At 40.2% G+C, this 25,902-nt stretch carries 15 protein-coding genes; 8 read left to right on the top strand and 7 right to left on the bottom strand.

The window, feature by feature from the left end:
- Window positions 1–117 precede the first annotated feature (117 nt).
- The 7 genes from IFO69_RS02080 (at window position 118) to IFO69_RS02050 (ending at window position 16,133) form a co-directional block, all read left to right on the top strand.
- Complete coding sequence (locus IFO69_RS02080) at window positions 118–1,185, top strand: FecR family protein (RefSeq protein ID WP_192007518.1); 1,068 nt, start codon at window positions 118–120, stop codon at window positions 1,183–1,185.
- Between the two features lie 144 nt (window positions 1,186–1,329).
- Window positions 1,330–4,659 (top strand): TonB-dependent receptor, encoded by a 3,330-nt coding sequence (locus tag IFO69_RS02075; RefSeq protein ID WP_192007516.1) that lies wholly within the window; start codon window positions 1,330–1,332, stop codon window positions 4,657–4,659.
- An 11-nt stretch (window positions 4,660–4,670) separates the two neighbouring features.
- Window positions 4,671–6,245 carry a RagB/SusD family nutrient uptake outer membrane protein gene (locus IFO69_RS02070; RefSeq protein ID WP_192007514.1) on the top strand — a complete coding sequence of 525 codons (1,575 nt, stop codon included), beginning with the start codon at window positions 4,671–4,673 and terminating at the stop codon, window positions 6,243–6,245.
- Between the two features lie 66 nt (window positions 6,246–6,311).
- On the top strand, window positions 6,312–8,606 hold the full coding sequence (locus tag IFO69_RS02065) for a family 20 glycosylhydrolase (protein WP_192007513.1): 2,295 nt from the start codon (window positions 6,312–6,314) through the stop codon (window positions 8,604–8,606).
- A 26-nt stretch (window positions 8,607–8,632) separates the two neighbouring features.
- A complete protein-coding gene (locus IFO69_RS02060) occupies window positions 8,633–10,867 on the top strand; it encodes a GH92 family glycosyl hydrolase (protein ID WP_192007511.1) in 2,235 nt (744 codons plus the stop codon).
- A gap of 507 nt (window positions 10,868–11,374) precedes the next feature.
- Window positions 11,375–14,497, top strand: a complete 3,123-nt coding sequence (locus tag IFO69_RS02055; protein ID WP_192007509.1) for a SusC/RagA family TonB-linked outer membrane protein — start codon at window positions 11,375–11,377, stop codon at window positions 14,495–14,497.
- Between the two features lie 19 nt (window positions 14,498–14,516).
- A complete protein-coding gene (locus IFO69_RS02050; RefSeq protein WP_192007507.1) occupies window positions 14,517–16,133 on the top strand; it encodes a RagB/SusD family nutrient uptake outer membrane protein in 1,617 nt (538 codons plus the stop codon).
- Window positions 16,134–16,198: 65 nt separating this feature from the next.
- Here IFO69_RS02050 and IFO69_RS02045 read toward each other — a convergent pair whose 3' ends face one another.
- From IFO69_RS02045 to IFO69_RS02020, 6 genes are all read right to left on the bottom strand, one after another.
- Entirely contained in the window at window positions 16,199–16,801 is a 603-nt protein-coding gene (locus IFO69_RS02045) for a ribonuclease HII (RefSeq protein WP_192008950.1), read from the bottom strand.
- Entirely contained in the window at window positions 16,773–19,445 is a 2,673-nt protein-coding gene (locus tag IFO69_RS02040) for an MGH1-like glycoside hydrolase domain-containing protein (protein WP_192007505.1), read from the bottom strand. The genes IFO69_RS02045 and IFO69_RS02040 overlap by 29 nt, the downstream gene beginning before the upstream one ends.
- Window positions 19,446–19,616: 171 nt before the next feature.
- Complete coding sequence (locus IFO69_RS02035) at window positions 19,617–20,747, bottom strand: glycosyltransferase family protein (protein WP_192007503.1); 1,131 nt, start codon at window positions 20,745–20,747, stop codon at window positions 19,617–19,619.
- A 3-nt stretch (window positions 20,748–20,750) separates the two neighbouring features.
- Window positions 20,751–21,608 carry a UDP-2,3-diacylglucosamine diphosphatase gene (locus IFO69_RS02030; protein ID WP_192007501.1) on the bottom strand — a complete coding sequence of 286 codons (858 nt, stop codon included), beginning with the start codon at window positions 21,606–21,608 and terminating at the stop codon, window positions 20,751–20,753.
- A 275-nt stretch (window positions 21,609–21,883) separates the two neighbouring features.
- Entirely contained in the window at window positions 21,884–23,227 is a 1,344-nt protein-coding gene (locus tag IFO69_RS02025; protein ID WP_192007499.1) for a sensor histidine kinase, read from the bottom strand.
- On the bottom strand, window positions 23,217–24,599 hold the full coding sequence (locus tag IFO69_RS02020) for a sigma-54-dependent transcriptional regulator (RefSeq protein WP_192007497.1): 1,383 nt from the start codon (window positions 24,597–24,599) through the stop codon (window positions 23,217–23,219). The genes IFO69_RS02025 and IFO69_RS02020 overlap by 11 nt, the downstream gene beginning before the upstream one ends.
- Window positions 24,600–24,821: 222 nt before the next feature.
- On the opposite strand from IFO69_RS02020, the gene IFO69_RS02015 reads away from it, so the two are divergent.
- A complete protein-coding gene (locus IFO69_RS02015) occupies window positions 24,822–25,250 on the top strand; it encodes an FKBP-type peptidyl-prolyl cis-trans isomerase (RefSeq protein ID WP_192007495.1) in 429 nt (142 codons plus the stop codon).
- Between the two features lie 50 nt (window positions 25,251–25,300).
- On the opposite strand, the gene IFO69_RS02010 is transcribed toward IFO69_RS02015, so the two are convergent.
- Window positions 25,301–25,771, bottom strand: coding sequence for a hypothetical protein (locus tag IFO69_RS02010; RefSeq protein ID WP_192007493.1), 471 nt, complete (start codon window positions 25,769–25,771; stop codon window positions 25,301–25,303).
- Between the last annotated feature and the right edge of the window lie 131 nt (window positions 25,772–25,902).

Below are 25,902 nucleotides of genomic sequence, written 5' to 3'. Positions count from 1 at the left end.
TTTTGATTAAAATATCAACTGCTTCGGTCTTCAGGCTTCAAACTTCTGACCACTTTAAGCAAAGGATTTAAGGTTACTGGCATCATTGCGGATAATCAGAATAAAGTATTAAGAGTTTTGGGAAGAAATTATCATAACATTGAAGATTTTTTAGAGGATAAGACCTTTTGCGATTGGGTGTTGAATCATCTAAGTACTCATCGATTGACTTGGGAATTGTTTGAAAGTGAACACCCGGAGTTGGAATTGGAGATAAAAGCCGCTAAGGAAATTCTACTAGAACTATACAAAGAGAAAAGACCTTGGGAGAGAGTAGGGAAAGATCGAGTCGGAAATGAGATCAAGGAAAGACTCGGGTTCAATAAAGTGGAGACCAGAGATTTTGGAAAAAAGGTTTATCAACCTCAGTCTGTCAGTAGCAACCTGTCTTGGGGGATAGCGGCTGTAATAGCATTGGTTTTGACTTGTGCAGGTATTGTTGGGTGGTATGGATTAGATCAAAATGAAGCCATTACCGCTCCTTCCGTTGCCATGGTGGTGAAGTCCAATCAAAAAGGACAAAAGTCAATTGTTCACTTACCGGATGGCAGCCAGGTAACCCTCAATTCTTCTAGTGAGATTAGTTATTTATCTAATTTTGGAAAAGACCACAGAAACCTAACCCTTAAAGGGGAAGCATTTTTTCAGGTGACAAGGGATACAAGTATGGCGTTTACAGTCACGAGTGGAGAGATCACCACTACTGCATTAGGGACATCTTTTAATATCAATGCTTATGAAAAGGACCGTCCCTCGGTCAAATTGGCGACGGGAGTAGTAGAGGTAACGAAGGCGAGAGATAAGTCAGACTTGATGCTTCTGGCCCCTGGAGAGGAGGCTTTCCTAGGCGCAGATCTAAAAGTCAAAAAGAGAAAATTCGATTTAGAAAGTGCGTTTCTCTGGAAGGAAGGGGTACTTTTTTTTGATGAGAGCCCTTTTTTGGAAGTGGTCTTGACTCTTGAGCGTTGGTATGGAGTGGAAATTACCCTGAAAGAATTACCAAAAGGAAAGCTGCCATTGGTTTCAGGAAGGTTTGAAAATGATCATTTGGATAATGTGCTGGAAAGCATAGGATATAGCTTAAGGTTCTCTCATGAGATAACACAAAAGAATGTTACTATCAGTTTTAACAAACCTAAAAAATAATCTATGATAAAACCTTTTTGTTAAGTAAAAAGCCAATGAAGTGGTGCTTCATTGGCTTAAAAGGGAAAGATAGTGTTTTGGCCGACAACTATCCTTCCTGAACGTTTTAAGCAAACTATTCTCGAACCTAAAACAATTCAATTTATGAAAAATATATTACATGGTCTTATTATGATCGGAAAATACTATTTGTACGGATTTGCCCTGCAGCTGCTGTTTTTAAACTTGCTGCATGCCATGCCTACAAAAGCCCAAGGGTCTTTGGATATGCAAAAGGTTTATGTAAACCTTGATCTGTCTGAAGGCGATTTATCTGACGTTTTGCACGAGATCGAGCGTCAATCTGATTTTATTTTTGTGTTTGATGACCAGACGGAAAAGGAGACGGGCAAGGTTTCATTGTCTGTGAAAAACCAAACATTGGAGTCTGCATTATATCAACTTGCGGCCCAAAATGGCCTTTCATTCAAGCAGGTCAACAATAGAATCAGTGTTAAGAAGTCTATTCCAAACCAACCCAAGCTAGTAGAGGTAGTTCGAGAAGAGAAAGTAAAAGGAACTGTGCTGGATGATATTGGATATCCACTACCTGGAGCTACTGTTTTGGTGAAAGGAACCACCAGTGGTACAGTAACCAACTTGGAGGGTGAGTATGAAATTGAAGTGAATCAAGGTGATGTCCTAGTTTTTTCATTTGTTGGTTTTTCTAGCCAAGAAGTGACTTATACTGGTCAAAGCAGTATTGATGTTACCATGTCAGCTGATGAAACTGCGTTGGATGAGGTAGTCGTAGTGGGGTATGGTACCCAGAAAAAAATCAACCTTACGGGAGCGGTATCTGCAGTGGGAAGCGAAGAGGTTTCCAGAAAGCCCGTTGGTCAGGTGTCCTCAGCTTTACAAGGAGTAGCCCCTGGTCTTACCGTAACCCAAAGAAGTGGACAACCTGGAGCTGATCAAGGCACTTTAAGAATTAGAGGTATAGGTACCTTGAACAGCAATGATCCACTTGTTTTGGTAGATGGGGTTCAGTATGATATCAATGACATTGATGCCAATGATATTGAATCCATTTCAGTGTTGAAAGATGCAGCAGCAGCTTCCATTTATGGGGTAAGGGCTGCCAATGGTGTTGTATTGATTACCACCAAAAGAGGTAAGGACGGAAAGCCAAGAATAAGTTATAACAATTATTTTGGTGTACAGGAACCAACCAGAATGACAGAGTTTGTAGGGGCTAAGGACTTTATGAAGTTGGTCAACACTATGTATGCCAATTCTGGCGCGGGGGCAATATATTCCGATAATCAAATTGCCGCATATGATGACCCTAACCGTGATCCGGTTGCTTATCCAGATAATTATTGGCTGGATAAAGTGTTAACGGGTTCTGGTTTTCAACAAAGTCATAGTCTTGCGATTTCTGGCGGTCAAGAAAACGTGACTTATCGGGTGTCGACCAATTATTTTGATCAAAAAGGTTTGATTGAAAATATGGATTTTGATCGTTTTACACTTCGTGTAAATACCGATATCAAGGCTTCTGAAAAGGTTAATTTTAGTGCAGACATTTCTGCCAATATTTCCAACCGCGAAGAACCTCAAGGTGTTTCTGGCTCAGCATGGTATCAGTTTGGTCAGGCTGCTATTATAAATCCTTTGACTCCTGCCTATTATTCAAACGGAGAATATGCAGTGGTAAGAGGGGGGCAAAACCCATTGAGATTACAAGATGAAGGAGGTATTTACAGTTATAAGCAAAACTTGTTCACGGGTAATTTCCAAGCAGATTATGAAGTGATGGAAGGTTTGAAGCTAACCGGTAAGGCATCCATCAATTATCAGTCTGACTATACCAGTCTTCATGAAAAACAGTTGATTTATAATGTGCCAGAATCATCTTCAGTGGTGTTGGGAAGAAATGAAGTGACCAAGCAGTCTTTGGACTATTGGTTCAAAAACTTCCAAGGTTTAGCCAATTATTCAAAGAATTTTGGAGAGAATCATAACCTACATGTTTTGGCCGGTATTTCCAGTTTGCTGCAGACCAATGAGTCTCTAACAGGGTATAGGACAAATATTCCGAATGGTAATCTTTCAGAGATTGATGCAGGTGCTTCAGACGGGCAAGAAGCCAATGGTACTGCCAATGAATATGCCTTGTTGTCTTTCTTTGGTCGTGTAAACTATGCTTTCAAGGACAAATATTTGGTTGAGGCCAATATCCGTAGAGATGGTTCAAGTAGGTTTGCAGATGGTCAGAAGTGGGGTGTTTTTCCTTCATTCTCATTAGGATGGAGAATTTCAGATGAATCCTTTATGGAAGGATTAGGCTTTGTGGATGATTTGAAATTAAGAGGCTCTTGGGGTGTGTTGGGAAATGATGCTATCGGCAATTATCCCTACCAGACCAGCTACAGCTTTAATGACTATCCATTTGGAGGAACGCTTAATCAAGCAGCTGGCCTAAGTGCCTATCCTAACAACCAACTAAGTTGGGAAACTACAAAAATGACTGATGTTGGTTTTGACTTAGTCATCCTTCAAGGAAAGATGGATTTTACTTTTGACTACTATGTGAAGAACACGGATGATATTTTATTACAGCTTCCGATCCCTTCTACTGTAGGCCTTTCTGCACCTTACCAAAATGTAGGGAGTGTAGAAAATAAAGGATGGGAATTTTCAGCAAATTATCATGGTAGAGCGGGAAGTGATTTTACCTATGATATTGGAGCCAACTTCTCTGATGTGAAAAACCAAATTACTGATTTTGGTGATGCGGATTATCTTACTACTGATAACAACGATATTACCACTGCCTATCAGGTAGGGTACCCGATTGGGGCTTTCTTTGGCTATATCTCTGATGGAATCTTCCAGTCGGCTGATGAAGTGGCTCAGCATGCTACCCAACCTGGCTCTCCTTCTGCTGGTGACTTGATCTACCGCGATGTGAACGGCGATGGAGAGGTGAATACAGAAGATAGGGTTTATTTGGGAAGCAATATTCCTCGCTATACTTACGGTTTGAACCTTAATGCGGCCTACAAAGGCTTCAGTATTGCTGCTTTCTTCCAAGGAGTTGCCAAGGCAGATATCAATACTTTGGTGTTAAAGAGAGCACCTACTAGCACTGATGGTAATTTTAGGGATTTACATTTGGATAGCTGGACGCCTGAAAATACGGACGCTTCTTTCCCTCGATTAACAACAGCGGAGAGAAACTATCAGTCCTCAAGCTATTGGGTGGAAAGTGGGGCATATGTAAGGTTGAAAACATTGCAATTGAACTATAATCTTCCAAAGAGCCTTTTGGAACCTGCCAAAATTACAAGAGCCAGGGTATTTGTGACAGGACAAAACCTGTTTACATTGTCTGGTCTGGAAAACGATATCGATCCAGAAGCGCCTAATGATAATAGATATTATCCTCAGGTGAAGACATATACAGTAGGGTTAAGTGTTGAATTTTAAGCAGAAAAAAGATGAAAATAAATATTTTAACAATACTCACAGCTTTGCTATTGACCTTTTCATGTAGTGAAGACTTCTTGGATAGACAACCTTTGGATGAGGTCTCCAGTGGGAATTATTGGGCGACTTCTTCTGATGCAGTCAATGCAGTCAATAACTGCTACAGGTATTTAGGGGATAGTTGGTACAGGATTTTCCTTTCTGCAGCTACAGATGACAGCTACTCTTGGAGTAACTGGCCAGCAGATGTTCAGTTTGCAGGAAATGGAAGCGCGACTAGTAGCTTGGGCTATTTCAGCCATTTTTGGTCACAGCATTATAACACCATTGCTGCGGCCAATAATGTATTGGACAATATCGACCAGGTTCCTTCCATGGATGAGGGATTGAGAAATAGGCTGAAGGCAGAAGCTCGGGTAATCAGGGCATACGCGTATCAACAATTGATCGGTATGTATGGAGATGTACCATTGATCACTTCTATTCAAACTACAGATGAATTCAATGTTTCCAGAACTCTCAAAGCGGAAGTAGTTGATTTTATTGTGCAAGATTTGGAAGAAGCTGCTGATATTTTGCCAGATAGCTATGGTTCCTCAGATCAGGGAAGAGTTACAAAAGGTGCTGCTTTAGCTTTAGAGGCAAGGGTGCTTTTGTATGATGAAAGGTGGTCTGAAGCAATTGATGCGGCCAGCGAAGTAATGGAGCTAAATTACAGCATTGATGGTGATTATTTAAGTCTCTTTGATGGCACCAATAAAAATAGCCCTGAGATCATCTTGGCGGCCCAGTATATCAAAAACACTTATCCAACCGCAAGCGCTACATGGTTGGGAGCTCCGTCACTAGGTGGCTGGGGACAGGTAATTCCTTTAAAAAGCTTGGTGGATACTTACGAATGCAGTGATGGTTTGACCATCGAAGAGTCACCTATGTATGATTCTGAAAATCCATTTGAAAACAGAGATCCTAGGTTGGAGTTAACTGTAATAGTACCTGGGACTGAAGTGAATGGAATTACCATTGATATCACTAATCCCAATTCAATTGACCGCTTGGGGCAAAATAATGCTTCATATTCAGGGTATTACTATAAAAAAGGTGTGCCAGCAGATATTGAAGGAAGCTGGGACAGTAACTCCTATAATGATGAAGTGTTGATTCGATATGCGGAAATCTTATTGATCTATGCTGAAGCTAAAGTACAAGCGGGGGAAATTGACCAGTCAGTTTATGATGCGATCAATGAAGTTCGCGGACGAGCTGGTGTGGAAATGCCAGCCATTACATCTGCAGATGCAGGATCTCAGGAAGCTTTAATGGAGGTGATTAGAAGAGAAAGAAGAGTAGAGTTTGCTTTGGAAGAGCATCGCTTTTTTGATATTAGAAGGTGGGAGATCGCAGAGGATGTGATGCCAGGAACTGCATGGGGAATCTATAATAACTTTGATGAAAGTAGAGGCGATTTTGGTGAATTTGTAAGAGTAGAAGAACGACAGTTCAATCCAGACAGGGATTATTTATGGGCCATTCCGGTTAATGAGCTTTCGATAAATCCAAATTTGGAACAAAATCCTAATTGGTAATTAGTTCGAAAGGGTTTGAGGCTGTAACTTGCCCTCAAACCCTTTTTATTTAGTATTTAATAAATCATGATTAAAAAAATCACCCTTAGCTTAAGTATGGTGCTGCTATTTGCGGCGGCAATGGCTCAGAATGTTGAGCGTCTTTCCAAAAGATACCCCCTTATCCCTTATCCTGCTGAGTTGACAGCTAAAGATGGATCTTTTAAGCTATCTGGAGCAACAGTGATTGAGCTGGAAAGTGGAGAATTGGACTTGAATAATGAAGTTTTGTTCTTACAAGAGATGCTGGCTACTTATGATTTGGATCAAGCGGGACCTTCCAATGGGGAAATATTATTGTCATTTTCAAATGAGGTAAGTGCCGAAGAAGGATATGTTCTTGCTATTTCAAATGAGCAAGTGGTGATCAAGGCCAGTACCCAAACTGGTTTTTTTAGAGGTATTCAAGCCTTTGGGCAATTATTGCCGGTGAACCTTTCAGGTGAGAAACTAGCTGAGATTGAAGTGCCAGCTGTAGAAATAAGTGATGCGCCCAAGTATGATTGGAGAGGGATGCATATTGATGTGTCAAGACACTTTTTTACCAAAGCATACATTAAGAAGTTTATTGATAGACTGGCAAGATACCAGTTCAACAAACTTCATATGCACTTGACGGATGATCAAGGTTGGAGAATCGAAATCAAACAATTTCCTAAACTGACGGAAGTAGGAGCCTGGAGAACATATAATAAGCACGATACCATATGTATGGAGCGGGCTGAAACCAATCCAGATTATATTATTGACCCTTGGAATATTAAAGAAGTTGACGGCAAGGAAGTTTATGGCGGTTTTTACACGCAAGAGGATATAAAAGAGATTATCGCCTATGCGGCCAAACACCATATAGAGGTGATTCCAGAAATAGATATGCCGGGACATATGAGTGCAGCGGTAAGGGCTTATCCTTATTTGACAGGTGATCAGAAGACTGAGTGGGGAGAGTTGTTCTCAAGTCCTTTGAACCCTTGTCAGGAAAGCACCTATGAGTTTGCAGAAAAGGTTTTGGATGAGATCATGGCCTTGTTCCCGAGCAAGTATGTGCATATTGGTGCCGATGAAGTGGACAGGGAGTTTTGGGAAACTTCGATGTGCGAGGAATGGATGAAAGAAAATGGAATCGAAGATGTGGATAAGCTACAAAGCTTCTTTGTGAACCATATGGAAGCTTATGTGAAATCAAAAGGGAAGCAACTGATTGTTTGGGATGATGCTTTGGCTGGGGGAATCAGCCCTACAGCCCATGTGATGTATTGGAGGAGCTGGGTGAAAAATGCCCCTTTCAAAGCAGTTGAAAATGGCAATGAGATCATTATGTCTCCAGTGGGTGGAGGGCTTTACTTTGATTATGTGCCAGATAAGAGCTCTTTGAGAAAAGTATATACCGTGAGTATTGTGCCAGCAGGTTTTACTGCTGAGCAAGCCAGTAAAGTAATTGGTGGCCAAGCCAATATCTGGACCGAGTACATCCCTTCAGAGGCAAGAGCAGATTATATGTATATGCCGAGGATGACGGCTTTGGCGGAAAGGCTTTGGTCTGATCCTAAGGATTTTGACGGATACCAAGAAAGGTTGAACAATCATTTTGCATGGATGCAGAAAGAGAATATCAACTATCGCCTTCCGGATTTAAATGGCATAGCCGATATGAATATGTTTGTGGGAAAAGGGAAGTTGGATGTAAGCACTCCTGTAGACTTCTTGACCATTATGTACACAACAGACGGCACTGATCCAGAAATGGATGATAAAGCTTTGATAAAACCTATAAAGGTGAAGTCGGATACAGATTTTAAAGTGGCCGCTTTTGGGCCTTCAGGAAATCGGGGAGATGTATATGAGGTGCCTTACAGGAAAACGACTTACCTGAAAGCCATAAACGAGAGTGAGGTTGGAGGTAGCAAAGGGCTTATCATGCATTTCCATAAGGGAACATTCAAGCAAACCGCACTAATGGATGACCATCAAGCAGACGAAGTAAGGGAAATGGAGGATTTAAGCATACCTGCAGACTTGGCCAAGGGTGCTTTCGGCGCTGAATTCATTGGTTATATCAATGTTCCTGAAAAGCGAATCTATGACTTTATACTGACCAGTGATGATGGTAGTAAACTCTATATTGGAGGTCGTGAAATTATTGATAATGATGGATTTCACCCCGCTAAAGAAGTAAGCGGTCAGGTTGCTTTGAATGCTGGACTTCATCCGATTGAGTTGGACTTTATTGAAGGTGGAGGGGGGCACACCCTTATCTTGGAATACATCGATGAGAAAGGTGAGAGAAAGACTGTTCCAGCCGATTGGTACATTTCCAAGTAATCCTTAAAAATAGAAAAGGAAAAGATATGAATTTTAAACAAGTTGCAATTCTGTTACTATCTGGAGTGGTAGGTTTTTCATGTAGCCAAAGGGTTCAACATGAAGAAGCCATTGGAGATCATGAGCTTGAGTTGACACAATATGTCAATCAATACATCGGTTCTGGAGGGCATGGCCATGTGTTTGTGGGAGCCAATGTGCCTTTTGGAGGCGTGCAGTTGGGGCCAGTTAACTTGACCGAAGGTTGGGACTGGTGCTCAGGTTACCATATTACAGATTCAACCCTTATAGGGTTTGCCCATACACATTTGAGTGGTACTGGAATCGGTGATCTAGGCGATGTATTGGTCATGCCGATAGTAGGAAATACCAAGGTGTATAAAGGTGATCCAGAGCAGCCAGAGACAGGATATTTTTCTTATTTCTCGCATGATAATGAGGAAGTGAAACCAGGGTATTATTCGGTAAAGGTTGATAGATATGATGTCTTTGCAGAAATGACCGCTACTGAAAGGGTTGGGTTTCATCGTTATACTTTTCCGGCAAGTAAGGAATCTAAAATCCTCATCAACTTAAAGCAGGGGATTGGTTGGGACAGTCCAACAGATACCCATATTCGAATGGTGAATGATACCATTATTTCAGGATATCGCCATTCAAAGGGCTGGGCAGTTGATCAAAAATTGTTTTTTACTGCAGTTCTGTCCAAGCCTATTCAATCCATTGAGCTGTTTGATATGAATGAGCCTGTTGCTGGCAATGAATATACCGCTAAGGCTGTAAAGGCCTTGTTGGCATTTGAGACGGAGCAGGATGAAGTGGTGGAAATGAAAGTAGCTATCTCTCCGGTAAGTGAAGAGAATGCCCTTTTGAACCTTCAGGAGGAACTGCCTCACTGGGATTTTGATAAGGTGGTAGCTGACGCGAATAAGGCTTGGAATCATGAGCTGAATAAGCTTCAAGTGGAAATGAAGGAAAAGGATGAATTGGTGAAGTTTTATACAGCCTTGTACCATACTATGATTGCTCCATCAGTATTTAATGATGTAAATGGAGACTATAGAGGTGCGGATGGTGAAGTGAGGAATGATCAAACATTTACCAATTTGACGACCTTCTCTTTATGGGATATTTACAGAGGGTGTAGCCCACTTTATACCATTACCCAACAGGATAGAATGGTGGATATGGTGGCGTCCATGTTGAAGATTTATGAGCAACAAGGAAAACTACCAGTGTGGCACCTGATGGGCAATGAGACCAATACCATGCCCGGCTATAGCGCTGTTCCCATCATCGTTGATGCTTATTTGAAAGGGATCCCAATGGATGCTGAACTGGCATTTGAAGCGGTGAAAAACACGGCGATGGGGGATGAGTTTGGGCTGGACAAGGTAAAAGAGTTAGGATATATACCTGCAGATGATGAAGTGGAGAATGTTTCCAAGGGTTTGGAATATGCGCTTTCTGACTGGAGTATTGCCCAAATGGCCAAGGCCATGGGCAAGGAAGAGGATTATGAATATTTCTCCAAAAGGGGACAGTACTACAAAAATTACTTCGATCCAGAGGTAGGCTTTATGAGGGGGAAAGTTTCCGAAACAGAATGGAGAGAGCCATTCAGTCCGTTTACTTCGATACATATGAAGGGGGATTTTACTGAAGGTAATTCCTGGCAATATACTTTCTTGGTGCCTCAGGATGTAGAAGGCTTGATTGAGTTAGTGGGGGGCAAAGAAGCTTTTGTTTCCAAGTTGGATTCCTTATTCATTGTAGAAGGAGATATGGGAGAGGAAGCTTCCAACGATATCACAGGTTTGATTGGTCAATATGCCCAGGGAAATGAACCAAGCCACCATGTTACTTATATGTATGGCTACGTAGACCAGCAATTCAAGACAGCAGAAAAAGTAAGGTATATTTTAGAGGAGCTGTATGCTAATGATCCTGATGGATTAAGTGGAAATGAAGATGTAGGACAGATGTCTGCTTGGTTAGTACTTTCTTCTCTTGGCTTTTATCCGGTTAATCCAGCTGGAGGGACTTATGTATGGGGAAGCCCAACAGTGGATAAGGCTGTGATTCATATGGATAATGGAAATACCCTAGAGTTGAAAATAAAAAATAACTCTCCTGAAAATATTTATATCCAAAACATCACTTTTGATGGTGAGCCATATAGCTCCCAATTCCTGATGCATGAGGATTTGGTGAGAGGAGGTGAAATCATCGTTGAGATGGGGAATTTGCCGAAAAAATGACTTTCTCTATATTGGATAATTGGGTTTATAATAAATTATAACTAAGACCGAGGTTGATTTTTGCCCTCGGTTTTTTTATATGCTGCTTTAAAGTCTATTTCTGCTATCGATTGCTCAAAGTGGATATCTATTTGTTTGGGCTTTAAAGGTTAGACTTGTTATGATGTATTTGATGGGTAAATAATTTAGGAACTATGTATTTATAAATAAGTTATAAATGTTTTTCAATAATAATTTTTATGAAATTCGATGAAGAATTATTAAAATATTGGGATTAAATAATTGAATCAGATAAGTAGACTATTTTATAGAACTGATAATGCCTTTTGGTTTGAAATTATTTGAATAATTATGACTTATTTTAAAAAACAGATAAAATTCACTGGTTTTTAGGTAAAAATTCATGGATTATTTTGGAACATAGTATTCTAGTTTTTATAATGCAAACGATTGCATGCGCAATCGATTGCATTATAACCAATTTTTAAACAATAAACCTCTAGAATTATGGCACCAAAAGTACCAAGATGGCCACTTCCCAAGTGGCTGGTAAAACTAACCGTTTGTTCCACAAGGTGGGGGCTACTATTTCTGTTAGGAATAGGTCTTTCCATATCAAGTTTTGCACAAGAAGTCATCACTGGAACTGTGATTTCATCCGATGAAGGAGAACCTATTCCTGGAGCTTCTGTCCTTTTAAAAGGAACCACTACTGGAACCACCACAGATTTTGATGGAAATTATAGTATTTCCGTTCCTGATAATGAGGCTGTTTTAGTCTTTTCATTCATCGGGTATGAAAAGCAAGAAATAACGGTAGGAAATCGATCTACAATTGACATTGAGTTGGTGTCAAGTTTGACAGAGTTAGAATCAGTGGTAGTGGTCGGCTATGGAACCATGAAGAAATCTGATGTTACAGGAGCCATTGCAGGAGTGGACAGTGACCTTATTACTGAGCGAGGAACCACTAGTCCGGTTCAGTCATTACAAGGAAGTGTGGCTGGAGTACAGGTAAGCAACAGCACAGGTAGATTGGGAGATGGTTTCAATATGACTATCCGAGGAAACAATTCTTTAGCTGGTTCTGACCCGCTTTATGTAGTTGATGGCGTTATTACCAACAACATCGACTTTTTGAACCCTAATGACATTGCTAAGATAGAAGTGTTAAAGGATGCTTCTTCAGCTGCTATTTATGGGTCTCGTGCAGCGGGAGGTGTGGTAATTGTAGAGACCCGAGGTGGTACAGGCATCCCAGAAGCAACTACCTTTTCATTTGATACTTTTTATGGTGTGAAAACTCCTGCCAGACTGCCGGAAATGATGAGTTTGGAGCAATGGAGAGATTATCACATGTCGGCTTACTTAGGTACTACGAATAATGGGCAAGGAATGACACCTCAAGAATATGAGGACGTGGTATTGGGCCCAAATAATCCGGTGCTAGCAGAGCGATTCAATAATTTGGATGGTTTTGATTGGTATGATGCGGTACTCAGAAATGGGATGCAAACCAATAATCACTTGACCATTTCGCATAGAAGTGGAGCTTCAACTTATAACATTGGTGTAGGTTATCAGAAAGAAACAGGAACATTGGAGCAGGAAAGCCTGGACAAGTATACATTCAACATGAATATCAACCAGCATATAAATGATAAATTTATGGCTGGCGCCAATATGGCCCTATCACATGGGAACAACCAAAGAGGAAGTGGCAGCGCCATGCAGGAAGCTTTTCGATTGAACCCTTTTTTGAGTCCTTACGCCATAGATGAAAATGGTGATGAGATTGTAGGTGAGCTTTTCCCCCAGCCCGGTAAACTGACTTATCCAAATGGTGACTGGGCTGCTAACAAAACCAGTACATATAACCCCCTTTTGGAAATAGCCAATTCCAGTGATGAGACAAGAAGTTTTAGAGGGGTAGGAAATGCCTATTTGCAATATGACCCTTTGGATTGGTTAAGTCTGAAGTCGACCTTCTCTGTAGGGTTCAATAACAATCGAAGAGGTCGTTTCTGGGGAGCGCAGACCAATACAGGAATCAATAATGGTAATTTGCCTTCTTCAGAAGTAAGTTATTACAACAATATGAATACAACTTGGGATAACCAGTTGAACATTAACAAGGCCATCAATGCTCATTCATTCAATTTCTTGGCTTTACAAAGTATTTTTGTTGACAGGACGGAGACCGCTAATATGTCTTCCACACAGCAGCCTTTTGAGACAGAGTTCTATAATGTAGGTTCTGGCTTGCAGGAAACCTATAATTTAGGGAATGGTTTCAGTAAAAGTCAGTTGGCCTCCTTTGCCCTGAGACTGAATTATTCCTATGCAGATAAATATTTGGTAACGGTTTCAAATAGATGGGATGGTTCTTCTCTACTTTCTGAAGGAAATAAATGGCAGGCCTTCCCATCTGTGGCATTGGGTTGGAGACTGAACAAAGAAGACTTTTTAATTAACTCAACCACCCTTTCCAACTTGAAATTAAGGCTGGGTTATGGTACGGTTGGTAACAACAATGTATCTCCTTACAGAACTGTTAATGCTTTGACCAATCAGACCTACTATGATTTTAATGGAACAGCGGCCAATGGATGGACGCAAAATTCCATTGCCAATAAAGCCTTGACATGGGAAAAGACCAAAGAAATAAATATGGGTTTGGATTTTGGCTTCCTAATGAACCGCATAACAGGTAGTGTGGATTATTACAACCGGCTATCTGACAATCTATTAGTGACCCAAAAACTTCCTTTGGAGATTGGTTTTAGTGACATTGCTTCAAATGCAGCATCTGTTAGAAACAAAGGGGTGGAAATTATGTTGAACACCATTAATGTGGAAAATAGTATGGTGAATTGGTCTACAACATTTACTTTCACCAAAAACACCAACTCCATTGAATCTCTTTATGGACAGTCAGAAGTAGATGATGTTGGAAATGGCTGGTTTATCGGAGAGTCAATCGACGCCCATTACAATTTTATTTATGATGGTGTTTGGCAAGCGGGAGAAGATGCAGCAGCATTTAACCAAACTGAGGGACAGGCTAAAGCCAGAGATGTAAATAATGATGGTGCGATCAATCCCAATGACGATCGGGTGATCCTGGGGTCTTCCAATCCTTCCTGGACAGGGGGTATTATTTCCAATTTGCAAGTAGGAAATTTTGACATGAACTTTTCATTGGCTACTCAGCAGGGGGTACTGGCTTACAGTGATTTTCATACCAATTTTACTGATGTTAGAGACAGAGGGCGTCAAAAACTGGCTATACCCAGTTGGTATGTGCCTGAAAACTCCGTGGGCGTACCATCACAGGTGTCCAATGAGTACCCTCAACCGAGAAATGAAGGGCAATACTGGGGAACCGGAATGGCGTATTATCGAGATGCATCTTTTGTGAAGATCAACAATATCGGTTTGGGATATAGTCTGCCAGAAACTTTGATAAGCAGGGCAAACCTTCAAAAAGTAAGAATATATGTCAATGTACTTAATCCATTCACATTTACGGAGTATGATGGATGGGATCCTGAGTGGGCAGAGGCTAGTTTGGGTATAGGTCGTGTGAGTACAATTACCACTCAGTTTGGATTAAGTGTTAAGTTTTAATCAGAAGATTTGAAGAACTATGAAGAAGATAAATTCAATTTTAGCAATAATCTTTCTGTTTGCAGCTACAGGCTGTGCAGAGTTTCTGGAGGAAGAAAACAAGTCCAATGTAACGGCAGAGGAATTTTATGAAACAGCGGAAGGGTATGAGGCATTGATCAATGCCAATTATTCTGCTCTTAGAGATATTTATGGGGATGATCCATGGATGTTTGTATGTGGAACTGACCTGTATCAAGAAGGAAGAGACCTCCCTCCCCAAGGGTTAAGTAAGTATTTTGAACTGAATAGTTCTTCCTCTGGAGTGGATTTTCTATATGTAAATTGTTATAAGGCCATTCAGTTGGCCAACACAGCCATTCACTATGCGGATATTACCGGGCAGACGGGTGTCACTACCCAATATCTCGGTGAGGCCAGGTTTTTAAGGGCCAATGCTTATTTTCTGTTGGTACAATCTTATGGAGGAGTGGGAATGATTACAGAATACGTAGAAGAGCCAATTCTAGCTTTTGACCGCTCCAGTGCTGAAGAGGTCTATACCTTCATCATTGCAGAGCTTGAAGGAGCTATGGGCCAAGTATCATCTGGTGCATTTGATGGACATGTTAATCAAAGAGCGGTTGAAAACTTATTGGCTAAAGTCCACTTGACCAGAGGTTATGAAGCATTTGCTGCGGCTGATGATTTCTCAAAGGCAGCTACCTATGCAGATAATGTGATCAATGGACAGGGGTTGAACCTAACTTCAGAGGAGCTTTGGGATCCAAGCAATGAAATGAATGAGGAAATAATCTTGTCGGTGCAATGGAGTGCGGGATCTATTAGTGCTGACCCAACGGGAATAGGTAATGAACAACAAAGCTATTTTGGCCCCTACATGGGAGGTTCTGAGGTGGCTGGTGATGCTCCTTACAAGACTTACACAACCTTGCCTACCCGTTTTGCGCTTGACCTTTTTGAAGAAGGGGATGAGCGATGGTATTCTACCTTTATGACAGAAGTATTTGCGCGATACTATGATTATTATGATGTGGATGATCATAGTTCTTTGATGGTAGAGGATTTTTATGAGCCTCAATGGTTTACGGCACAGGATAGCATCGACTATGTCAATGCGCACCCAGGTGTAGAGTATCATTCATACGGAACTACGGATCCAAACGGAGGGGTTGTTTCTTTGGACAGGGCCACCATGATTGTTAAGAAATTTGATGATCCTACCTCCTTGTTCGGTGGAGCCACCAGTACAAGGGATTTTGTAGTAGCCAGGTTGGCTGAAACATATTTGGTAGCTGCAGAAGCTTATTTCCAATCAGGAGATGCCTCTACAGGACTTGATAGGTTGAATGTGGTCAGGGAAAGGGCAGGTGTGGCCGATGCTACTCTTGGAGAGCTTGATATTGACTATATTTTGGATGAAAGAGGACGAGAACTTTTGGGAGAGTACCACCGATGGTTTGACCTGAAGAGGACCGGTAAATTGGTGGAAAGGGCTTCTGCTCACAACAGTTGGATTACGCCTTCTAATTTTGAAGGGGCAAATGGTAATCTTAAAATTCTTAGGCCAATTCCACAAAATGCCATAGACCTTAACCAAAATAAAGATTTTCCTCAAAATCCTGCGTATGAATAAAATCGGAAGGTTGATTATTTAAATAAACAAAAAGCTCCAGACTTTCAATGTCTGGAGCTTTTTGTTTAAAACTTGATCTCCAATTGATCTGGAAGTAATTTAAATGATTTTCGATGGATTGGAGTTGAGCCCAATTCCAAAATGCCTTGCCGGTGTTGCTTGGTGGGATATCCAACATTTTTCTCCCAGCCATAGCCAGGGTATTCCAGGGCGTATTCAGCCATTAAGTTATCCCTATGGACTTTTGCTAAAATGGATGCAGCTGCTATACTGGCGAATTTACCGTCTCCTTTAATAATGCAATCGAAGGGTATAGTCAATTCGCTTTTAAACCGATTACCGTCTATCAGTAAATGTTCTGGTACAACTTCCAGCATTTCAATTGACCTGCTCATGGCCAAAAAGGATGCGTTTAATATGTTGATTTGATCAATTTCTTCCACAGAAGACTCTGCCACCGCCCAAGCAATGGAGTTGTCTTTGATTTCCTGAACTAAACCTTCTCGATTTCCTTTGCTCAGCTTCTTGGAGTCGTTGATCAGTTCATTGGCAAAGTCATTGGGGAGAATTACTGCTGCGGCCACCACTGGGCCACACAGACAGCCTCTACCCACTTCATCACATCCGGCTTCTAATCTATTAGCTTCTAAATAGGGTAATAGCTTCATCATGGATTTTTTCTTCTCTTGGGAAATATTTATGGATCATTTCTGCTACCAGTCCTGTCCAGCCTGTTTGGTGTGATGCGCCAAGTCCTTTGCCATTGTCCCCATGGAAATATTCATAAAACAAGATGTAATCTCGGAAATGTGGGTCATGTTGCATTTTTGCATTGTCCCCAAATACCGGTCTTATTCCATCTTCATTTCTCTTAAATATCTCAATATTACGCATGGACAATTCCTTTGCGATGATATCAAGGGTGACAAATTTACCTGAACCTGTTGGATATTCTATAGGAAAATCGCCACCATAGTAGTAGTTGAATTTTTTTAATGATTCCATGATCAGCCAATTGATCGGGAACCAAATGGGGCCTCTCCAGTTAGAGTTTCCTCCAAACATTCTAGTGTCGGATTCACCAGGTGTGTATTGTACAGTATGTTCGACACCGTTTAACTTCATGGAATAGGGGTGATCCTTATGGTATTTGGATACCGACCTGACACCATAATCTGAAAGGAATTCATTTGGGTCAAGTACTTTGTTAAGCAGGCTTTTCATCCTGTGTCCCCTTAGCAAGGAGAAAAGGTGCCTTTTATCTTTGCCCGGCTCAATCCAGTTCGAAACCAAAGAGGCCAATTTAGGCTTTTCCTTAAGGAAAAAGTCAAGCCGTTTTTTGAACTCTGTGAGGTTTTCATACATTTCTTCTTTGATGGGTTCTACTGCAAACAAAGGGATAATTCCCACAATGGATTTTACCCTCATTCTCTTTGGGCTCTTGTCATCAATATGCAAGACATCATAGAAGAAATTGTCCTTGTCATCCCAAAGGCTGATGTTGTCACCAGAGATATTGTTCATGGCTCCAGCGATATACAGAAAGTGCTCGAGGAACTTTGTAGCCGTATATTGATAGACTTGATTTTGCTCACAAAGGTCCAGTGATATTCTCAGCAGGTTAAGACTGAACATGGCCATCCATGAGGTGGCATCAGCTTGTTCGAGCCTGGCACCAAATTGATCCACATGGCTTCGGTCAAAAAGGCTTACATTATCCAAGCCTAAGAAACCTCCTTCAAAGATATTTTGCCCATCACTATCCTTTTGGTTTACCCACCAGGTAAAGTTGAGCATCAGTTTATGTAAGGCTTTCTCTAAAAACTCATAATCCCCTTTGCCGCCATTCATCTTCTTGTCTATCTGGTAGACGCGGTTGATGGCGTAGGCATGAATGGGAGGGTTTACATCGTTGAAATTCCATTCGTAAGCAGGGATCTGGCCATTTGGATGCATGTACCATTCGGTCAAAAGCAATAGTAGCTGTTCCTTGGCAAAGACAGGGTCCATTCTGGCTATTGGAACGCAATGAAAGGCAAGGTCCCAAGCGGCATACCATGGATATTCCCATTTGTCAGGCATGGAAATGATGTCATAATTTTGCAGGTGCTTCCAGTTATGGTTCCGTCCTTTTTTTCTTTCAATGGGAGGAACGTATCTCCCAGGGTCACCTTCTAGCCATCTTTCCACATTATAGTAGTAGAACTGTTTGCCCCACATCATTCCAGCATAGGCTTGCCTTTGGATGCTTCTCAATTCCTCATCGATAACATGCCCTTGAAGATCTAGGTAAAATTCGTCCGCATCATGGATTCTTTTTTGTAGAATTTCATCACATTCTTCAAGGCTAATATCACCTCCTTTATGTCTCATTCTGAAAACCACTTCTTGGGAATCACCAGCCGGGATGGTGTATTTATAAAGTGCGGCAGCCTTAGTTCCAAAATGGGAAGGGTTTAGGTGGTCTGTGCTGCCTTCCACGACATAATCATTAATAGCATCTTTTAGATACTTTTTTTGATTACCGATTTTATAAAGTTTCTCCCTATTGGTTTCATTGTCGCAAAAAAGCAATTCAGGTTCTCCTCCAAAATGGAAATGATAATTTCCTGATTTTGGTGAAAAAGCCAATATTTGGTTTTCGGATTTTTTGGAGAGCTTTGGAAGAAAAGGTTCATCCCCCGTAAACCAAGTTTTTCTGAACCATATGGTAGGCATTACCCAGATGTCAGCAGCTTCTTTTCCCCTGTTATGAATGGTAGCTTTGGCTACAATGTCCTCATGATCTTCTTTGGCATACTCGATGAAAATGTCAAAATAAGCGTCATCATCAAAAATACCAGTGTCAATAATTTCATATTCAGGTTCCAGTTTGCCCCTTTTTGCATTTTCTTCTAGTAGTTCCTTATAGGGGAAAGTGCTCTGAGGATATTTATAGAGCATTTTCATATAAGAATGTGTGGGAGTGGAATCCAGGTAATAATAAAGTTCCTTTACGTCTTCCCCATGGTTTCCTTGATTGCCTGTCAAGCCAAAAAGACGTTCTTTGATCATGCTATCTTTGCCATTCCAAAAGCCCCAAGCCATGCAAAGTTTTTGCTTGTAATCGCTGAATCCACCGATGCCTTCTTCTCCCCAGCGGTAGGCTTTGCTCTTGGCATCATCATGGGTTACGTTTTCCCAAGCAGCCCCATCAATACTATAGTCTTCCCTTACGGTCCCCCATTGTCTTTCCGTAAGATAGGGACCCCATTTCTTCCAGTGCTTGATCCTGTCGCTATCTTCCTTAAGTCTTAGTCTCTCTATATTCATGGAATTATCATCATACCTAAACTCGAATTTACGAGTTTTTATAAAAACAAAATTCCCGAACCAAGTGAGCTTTTGAATTTTATGACCTATTTATAATCGGAAATCGATTGCACTGGGTACAAACTTATCTTTTAAGTGTAAAATATTTTTTCACTTATTTAATAAAAAGGTTCAGGAGTCGGCATATTTTGGGGTGATTGGGCTTCTTGAGTAGGAAGAAGTTTCCTCCAGTTCCAAGATTTCCAAAAGCTTTGCTCTTAGGAGCTTTTCCCAATTTACAAAAATGTGATGAGGTTCTTGCTGTAAGTTTAGAAAATTGTCGAATTTTTCAAAGTCAAATTCATGGTGTTGGATCCCTGCTTGAGATATGCTAGCGTCCAATGCATTACATGCCTGTTCGTACTGTCCCTTGACAGGGATCATCATAACTTTTTTACCAAAGTACATGGCTTCGCATATGGACTCAAAACCTGCAGTGGAAATAAGCCCTTTACAGCTGGCCATCTTTTCCAAGAACAAAACATCGTTGATTTGATGGAAGGTGAGATTGGGCGATGGCATATAGGGGTTAGGCATGTCTTTTTTGTCCCAAAAAGCTTCGATTTTGATGTGAGGATTTTTCTTCGCGAAAGCAATGGCCTCTTCTGCATACCCTGGATTGACCATGTATGTCAAGATAAATTCTCCTTTTTGTGCATCCAATACTTTTACCTGAGGCCTTAATAAGGGAGGAAGAACAGATAACTTCTTTGAGTGTCCGTTGTCCAGGTTCCTGAAAGAAAGAGCGAGAAACTTGTCTGCATTAAGTGCTGTGACCCAGGTGTTGAACTTAAACAACGCTTTTTGAATTGGTGAGCCAGAGGCAAAGGGGAATTCATGATGGTAAATCAAGTATTGATGTCCAATGGCCCAGAAAGATGATTTAGGTCTAAAAATGGAATTATAGATGCCTGCAAGAAGGTCATAGAAATTAATAATTACATCTGGTTGACTTTGCTGTACAGTTTGATCAATCAATTTCAGGCTATGGTAGAATCTCCCCGTTTTAAAAAAATTATACCTAAGGGTTTTTGAAATGTTAATGGACTTTTCATTCTGGTCTGTAATAAAATTAGGACTATCGAATTGGATGATGTTGGTCTTAATGTTTTCTTTTACAAACTGAGGCAGTGTCCTTCTGTTGCTTTTTCCAATGAGCACATCTGAAACCTCGTGCCCCAACTTTGTCAACAGATCAAACAATGAAATGGCTTGGGTCATATGCCCACGCCCTTCTCCTTGAACGATAAAAATAAACTTCATGGGTTAAAACCTAAAAGGTGGCAATTCTAAGTCGTCGTTCGGTTTGGTGAATGAAACGGCAGAATAGGATTCATCAGATTGCGGCATAGGAATGATTTTGTCATCGGTTGTAACCTTACCAAAGTCGATTTCATTATAATAAATGAGTTGCCAGTTTCCTTCATAGTCCTCGGCCAAAGCACTCATGGTTTCTACCCAATCACCAGAATTATAATATTCAATGCCATCTATGATTCTAGCTTCTGCTTTATGAATATGCCCGCAGATGATTCCGTCGCAGCCTTTTGCTTTGGCCATCATCGCTAGCTCTTGCTCATATTTGTCTATATAAGACACAGCTGATTTTACCTTGCCCTTTACATATTGTGAAAGTGAAAAATAAGAAAGGCCTCTTTTACGTCTGTGGTAATTTACCAAACGGTTTAACCACAACAAAAAAGTGTACCCAATATCTCCCATGTAGGCAATCCAGCGGAGATTGGTAGTGATGCTATCAAACACATCACCATGAAGTACCATGTATTTCTTTCCATTGGAATGATAGATCAGGTCTTTTTGAATAGAAAGGTTGCCTATTTGTAGAGGAAGGATTTGGTCCAAAAAGTCATCATGGTTGCCTCTTAGATAATAGACTTTTGTGTGGTCATTGTCTATCATTTTAAGAATCCTATTAAAAAAACGGGTATGCTTTCTTTTCCAGGATCCAGATTTTTTCAATTGCCAACCGTCTATAATATCTCCATTCAGGATAAGGTTTTCACAACGGTATTTTTTGAGGAATCGAACCACTTCTTTGGCTTTGGATCCTTTTGTTCCCAAATGAATATCTGAAACGACGATTGTTTTGAATTGTGTTTTCAAGGTATTACCTGTTTTGCAAGCAAGATAGGTTTGGGGAATTAATTGATGATGAATGGGTTATTATTAAAATAAGATGTTTTTAAGAGAAATTGGATTTTATTGTGAATTCAATGTTATGGAAATATGAAAAATCATTAACTAGCTGGTATACTGAGGGGTTGGTTACAGTTTTTATTCCAGTGATCTTGCAATTGACATTGATCTTTTGATAATATTCAAAGAGTACCTATTCTGGGGGTATTGGTCATTAATGGGTAAATTTTTGATTAAGCTTTCTATGCATTGAAAATCAATTTGAATGTGGTGCCTTTTCCAATGTTCGACTGTACTTGAATGTTTCCTTTGTGTCTACGCATAATTTGTTTTGAAAGGCTTAGCCCAATTCCTGACCCTTTCTTTTTAGTGGTGAAAAATGGGATGAAAATTTTGTTTAAAGCTTCCTCTTCGATGCCTTTGCCAGTATCTGATATTTCAATGATGATTTTTCCTGCCTCATCGATAAAAGCTCTTAGGCTGATTTTTTTGACCTCAGCTTCCTCTACTGCATGAATGGCGTTTTGGATAATGTTGATCAGTACTTGCTCGATCAAAGAGCTGTCGGCAAATAACAAAAGGTCTTGAGGTTCAATTTTTTTTTCACAGGAAATACTCAATAGATCAATTTGATTATGAAATAGAATGCTCAATTGTTCGAAGAGTTCTTTAATTCGGATGGCAGAGAATTTAGGTACAGGGATATGTGCAAGACTCCTAAAGTCACTGACAAAATCTATCAAGCCTTCACTTCTTTTTTCAATAGTGGAAATTCCCATCAGGTAGTCTTCTACATCTCCAATAGGAACATCTTCATTTTTGTCCATTTGATTTTGGATATCTCCTTTTATGGTAGATGCCAAAGAAGAAATAGGGGCAATGCTGTTCATGATTTCGTGTGTCAGGACACGAACCAGATTTTGCCAAGCTTCCATTTCTTTTTCCTCCAGCTCACTTTGGATATTCTGTAAGGAAACCAATTTGAATTTCACGCCTCTAAGGACCAGTTCTATCACATAGACAGACAACTGCATGATACCGTCTGGATGGGCTATTTTGATCAATTCGCTTCCTCCGGTTCGTAAGGTTTGGATGGCATTGTGGAGTTCTTTATTGACTTGTTCTATTTCCTGAATATAGATTAGTTGATCGATATTCAGCATTCGTTTGGCAGCAGTGTTCAGGATTTGAATGCGGCCATCCTCCTCAAAAGTAATCAGCCCAATACTCAGGTGTTGGAATACTGAGCGGAAGTATTGGTAATTGGCCTCTTTTTCCGCTTGATCTTCCTTAAGCTTGGCCAGTATGGCATTGAACTCAATATGCAAGTCATCGGTTTCAGTTCCGTCAAATTTGACGGGATAAACTGTGGCATAATTGTTTTGTTTGATATTGTCCAAAAACTGCCTTACCTTCTTAAAGCTGCTCTCTGCATAGTTGATAAGGAAGATAAGTTGGGCAATGACCAAAATGATGAAAAGGGAGGTGAGAAACACTCCCGATTCATTTAATATTGCATAAGAAAGGACAAAGAGAGTCAGGGTAAGTAAAACGACTCTCCCTAATAATCCGACTTTATAATCCATATTTTTCCAATCTTCTATAGAGAGAAGCCCTGGTTAAGCCCAGCTCTTTTGCTGCTTTAGAAATATTGCCTCCGTTTTTGTCGATGGCTTTTTGAATTACATTTTTTTCCACTTCATCTAGATTAAGAGTAGCATTGTGGTTGACTTTTTCTGTGGCTGGCTTTGAAGAAAGGAAGAAGAAATCCCTGCTATCCAGTTCATCGCCTTCGGCCATGATGATGGCACGTTCTATCGCATGCTGCAATTCTCTTATATTTCCTGGCCAACTATAGTGTTGCAAAAGCTGTAACGCAGTAGGTTTAAAACCTTCAAAGTTTTTTCTGTATTTTTTTGCATATACCTTAAGAAAGTGGTTTGCAAGAAGGGGGATGTCATCTTGTCGTTCCCTTAAAGGGGGCAAGAAGATTTCGACTGTGTTGATTCGGTAGAGTAAATCCTGTCTGAAGGTGTTGTCCATAACCATCTCATGAACTTTCATGTTGGTAGCACAGATTAGTCGAATATCCACAGGGATGGATTTGTTGGTGCCAATTCTGGTGACTTCTCTCTTTTGAAGGACCGTCAGTAGCTTGGACTGCAAAGGCATGCTCAAATTGCCGATTTCGTCCAAGAACAATGTTCCTTTATCTGCTACTTCAAATCTTCCGGCCCTATCTTCTTTGGCATCGGTAAAGGCACCTCTTTTGTGACCAAAAAGCTCACTTTCAAATAATGTTTCAGTAATAGCGCCCATATCAACTCCCACAAATATCTCATCCATTCTTAAGGACCTGTCATGAATGGCCCTGGCGATAAGCTCTTTTCCGGTTCCATTCTCTCCCAAAATCAGTATATTGGCATCAGTCTGGGCTACCTTGTCTATAATTGAAAATATATTTTTCATGGTAGCACTCTGCCCAATAATTTCCGAGAAGGGTTTCTTCATGTCTGCCTGAAGCTGTTTTGACTTTTTGGAAATGGTATCTACTTGGTCATAGCTTTCCTTAAGGCGGCTAGCGGCTGATAGGGTAGCCAGAAGTTTTTCATTTTGCCAAGGCTTTAATATAAAGTCCGTAGCTCCTTCTTTGAGCGCCTGAACAGCCATTTCTACATCACCAAATGCGGTGATCAATATGACAACCGCTTTGGGGTCTATTTCTTTGATCTGTTTTAGCCAATGGAAGCCTTCTTTGCCTGAGGTGGTGTCTTCGGTGAAGTTCATATCAAGTAATATGACATCATAATTATTGTTGTTTACCAGAAATGGAATTCTTCGGGGGTCTTTTTCAATAGTTACTTCCTTTGCATATTTTTTTAAAAGCATTTTTGCTGCAAACAGTAAGTCCTCGTTATCATCGACGATTAAGATTTTTCCAAGGCTAGTTTCTTCCATTTTGTAATATTTTAGATTGTTTAGCAAAAGAGAGTTGCTGAAATGATGCCACTTTTCATTTGTTACAATATAGTAAAAAGGGAAGGTTTTTACTGTACAGAATGTTCAAAATCGTACAAAAAAAGATCGAAATCGTACGCTTTTTAAATCAGGTTAGGGAATCTTTTTTATCCCTTTTAAAAAGTATTACCTTTATCATTATTCACGAAAATAAATAATTAAATGTCTGTAGCAACTAAAGGAAGTACGGTAAAAGTACACTACACAGGTAAGTTAAAAGACGGAACAGTATTCGATTCTTCTGAAAACAGAGAACCACTTCAGTTTACAGTGGGCGATGGAAATATGATCAAAGGTTTTGATGCTGCTGTTAATGGAATGGAAGTAGGTCAAGACAAGAGCGTTACTATTCCTTCTGATGAAGCTTATGGAGCAAAGAGGGATGATATGATGATTGATGTGCCAGTAGAGCAAGTACCTGCGGACATTAAGCCAGAAGTGGGAATGGATCTATCTATTCAAAACCAGCAGGGTCAACCAGTTCCTGTTAAGGTAGTTCATGTAGATCAAGAAAAAATCACTTTGGATGCTAACCATCCATTGGCTGGTGAAGATTTGATTTTCGATATCCAACTGGTAGAAATTAACTAATTTCCATCAGTATCTAGAATAAAAAAAAACCGGTTGAAAACCGGTTTTTTTTATTTGTTATTGGAAACGTTTTTATTTTCCATTTTTTCCATTGAAGTAGAATCAATCTTTTTGATGCCTTGTGGGTTGGCATAAACACTTTTTGTTTTATTGTATTTTGAGTTTCCTACTTCCACAACAAATAGCTGGCTTTTTATATGGGAAAAATCATAAGACTTTTGCTTTCCATCTTCTGGTATAATGGCATCCTCCAAAATCAGGTTACCAATGATGTCAAATATCTTAACAGTGGTTTTCGTTTTAATATTTTCGTCAAGGATAATTTTGAACTTCTTTTGTCCTGTTGATTTCAAGTCAAAATCAATGTCAGGTGTATTCAGGTTGGTCGGAAAAGTAATATTGTTTTCTGGTTTTTTCAGGAAATTTTGGGCATAGAATCCTGTTGCCATTCCAGAAGTGTAAAATAGAATGGCCGAAAGAAAAACAGTATGGTAAATTCTCCTTAGTAAATGTTTTTTCATCGGGTCGCAAAATTGCAAAAATCAAACCAGATTTCGAATCAATTTCCTGTTTTTATTAGAAATATTCTAAAAAATCTATTTTTTCTGATGAAGATTGTTAAAAATGTGAAAATTGATAAAGAGAAAAATGA

Origin of the sequence: Echinicola arenosa (assembly GCF_014841125.1) — a bacterium.
Lineage (GTDB): Bacteria > Bacteroidota > Bacteroidia > Cytophagales > Cyclobacteriaceae > Echinicola > Echinicola arenosa.
This window is presented reverse-complemented; position numbering and strand designations above follow the sequence as displayed.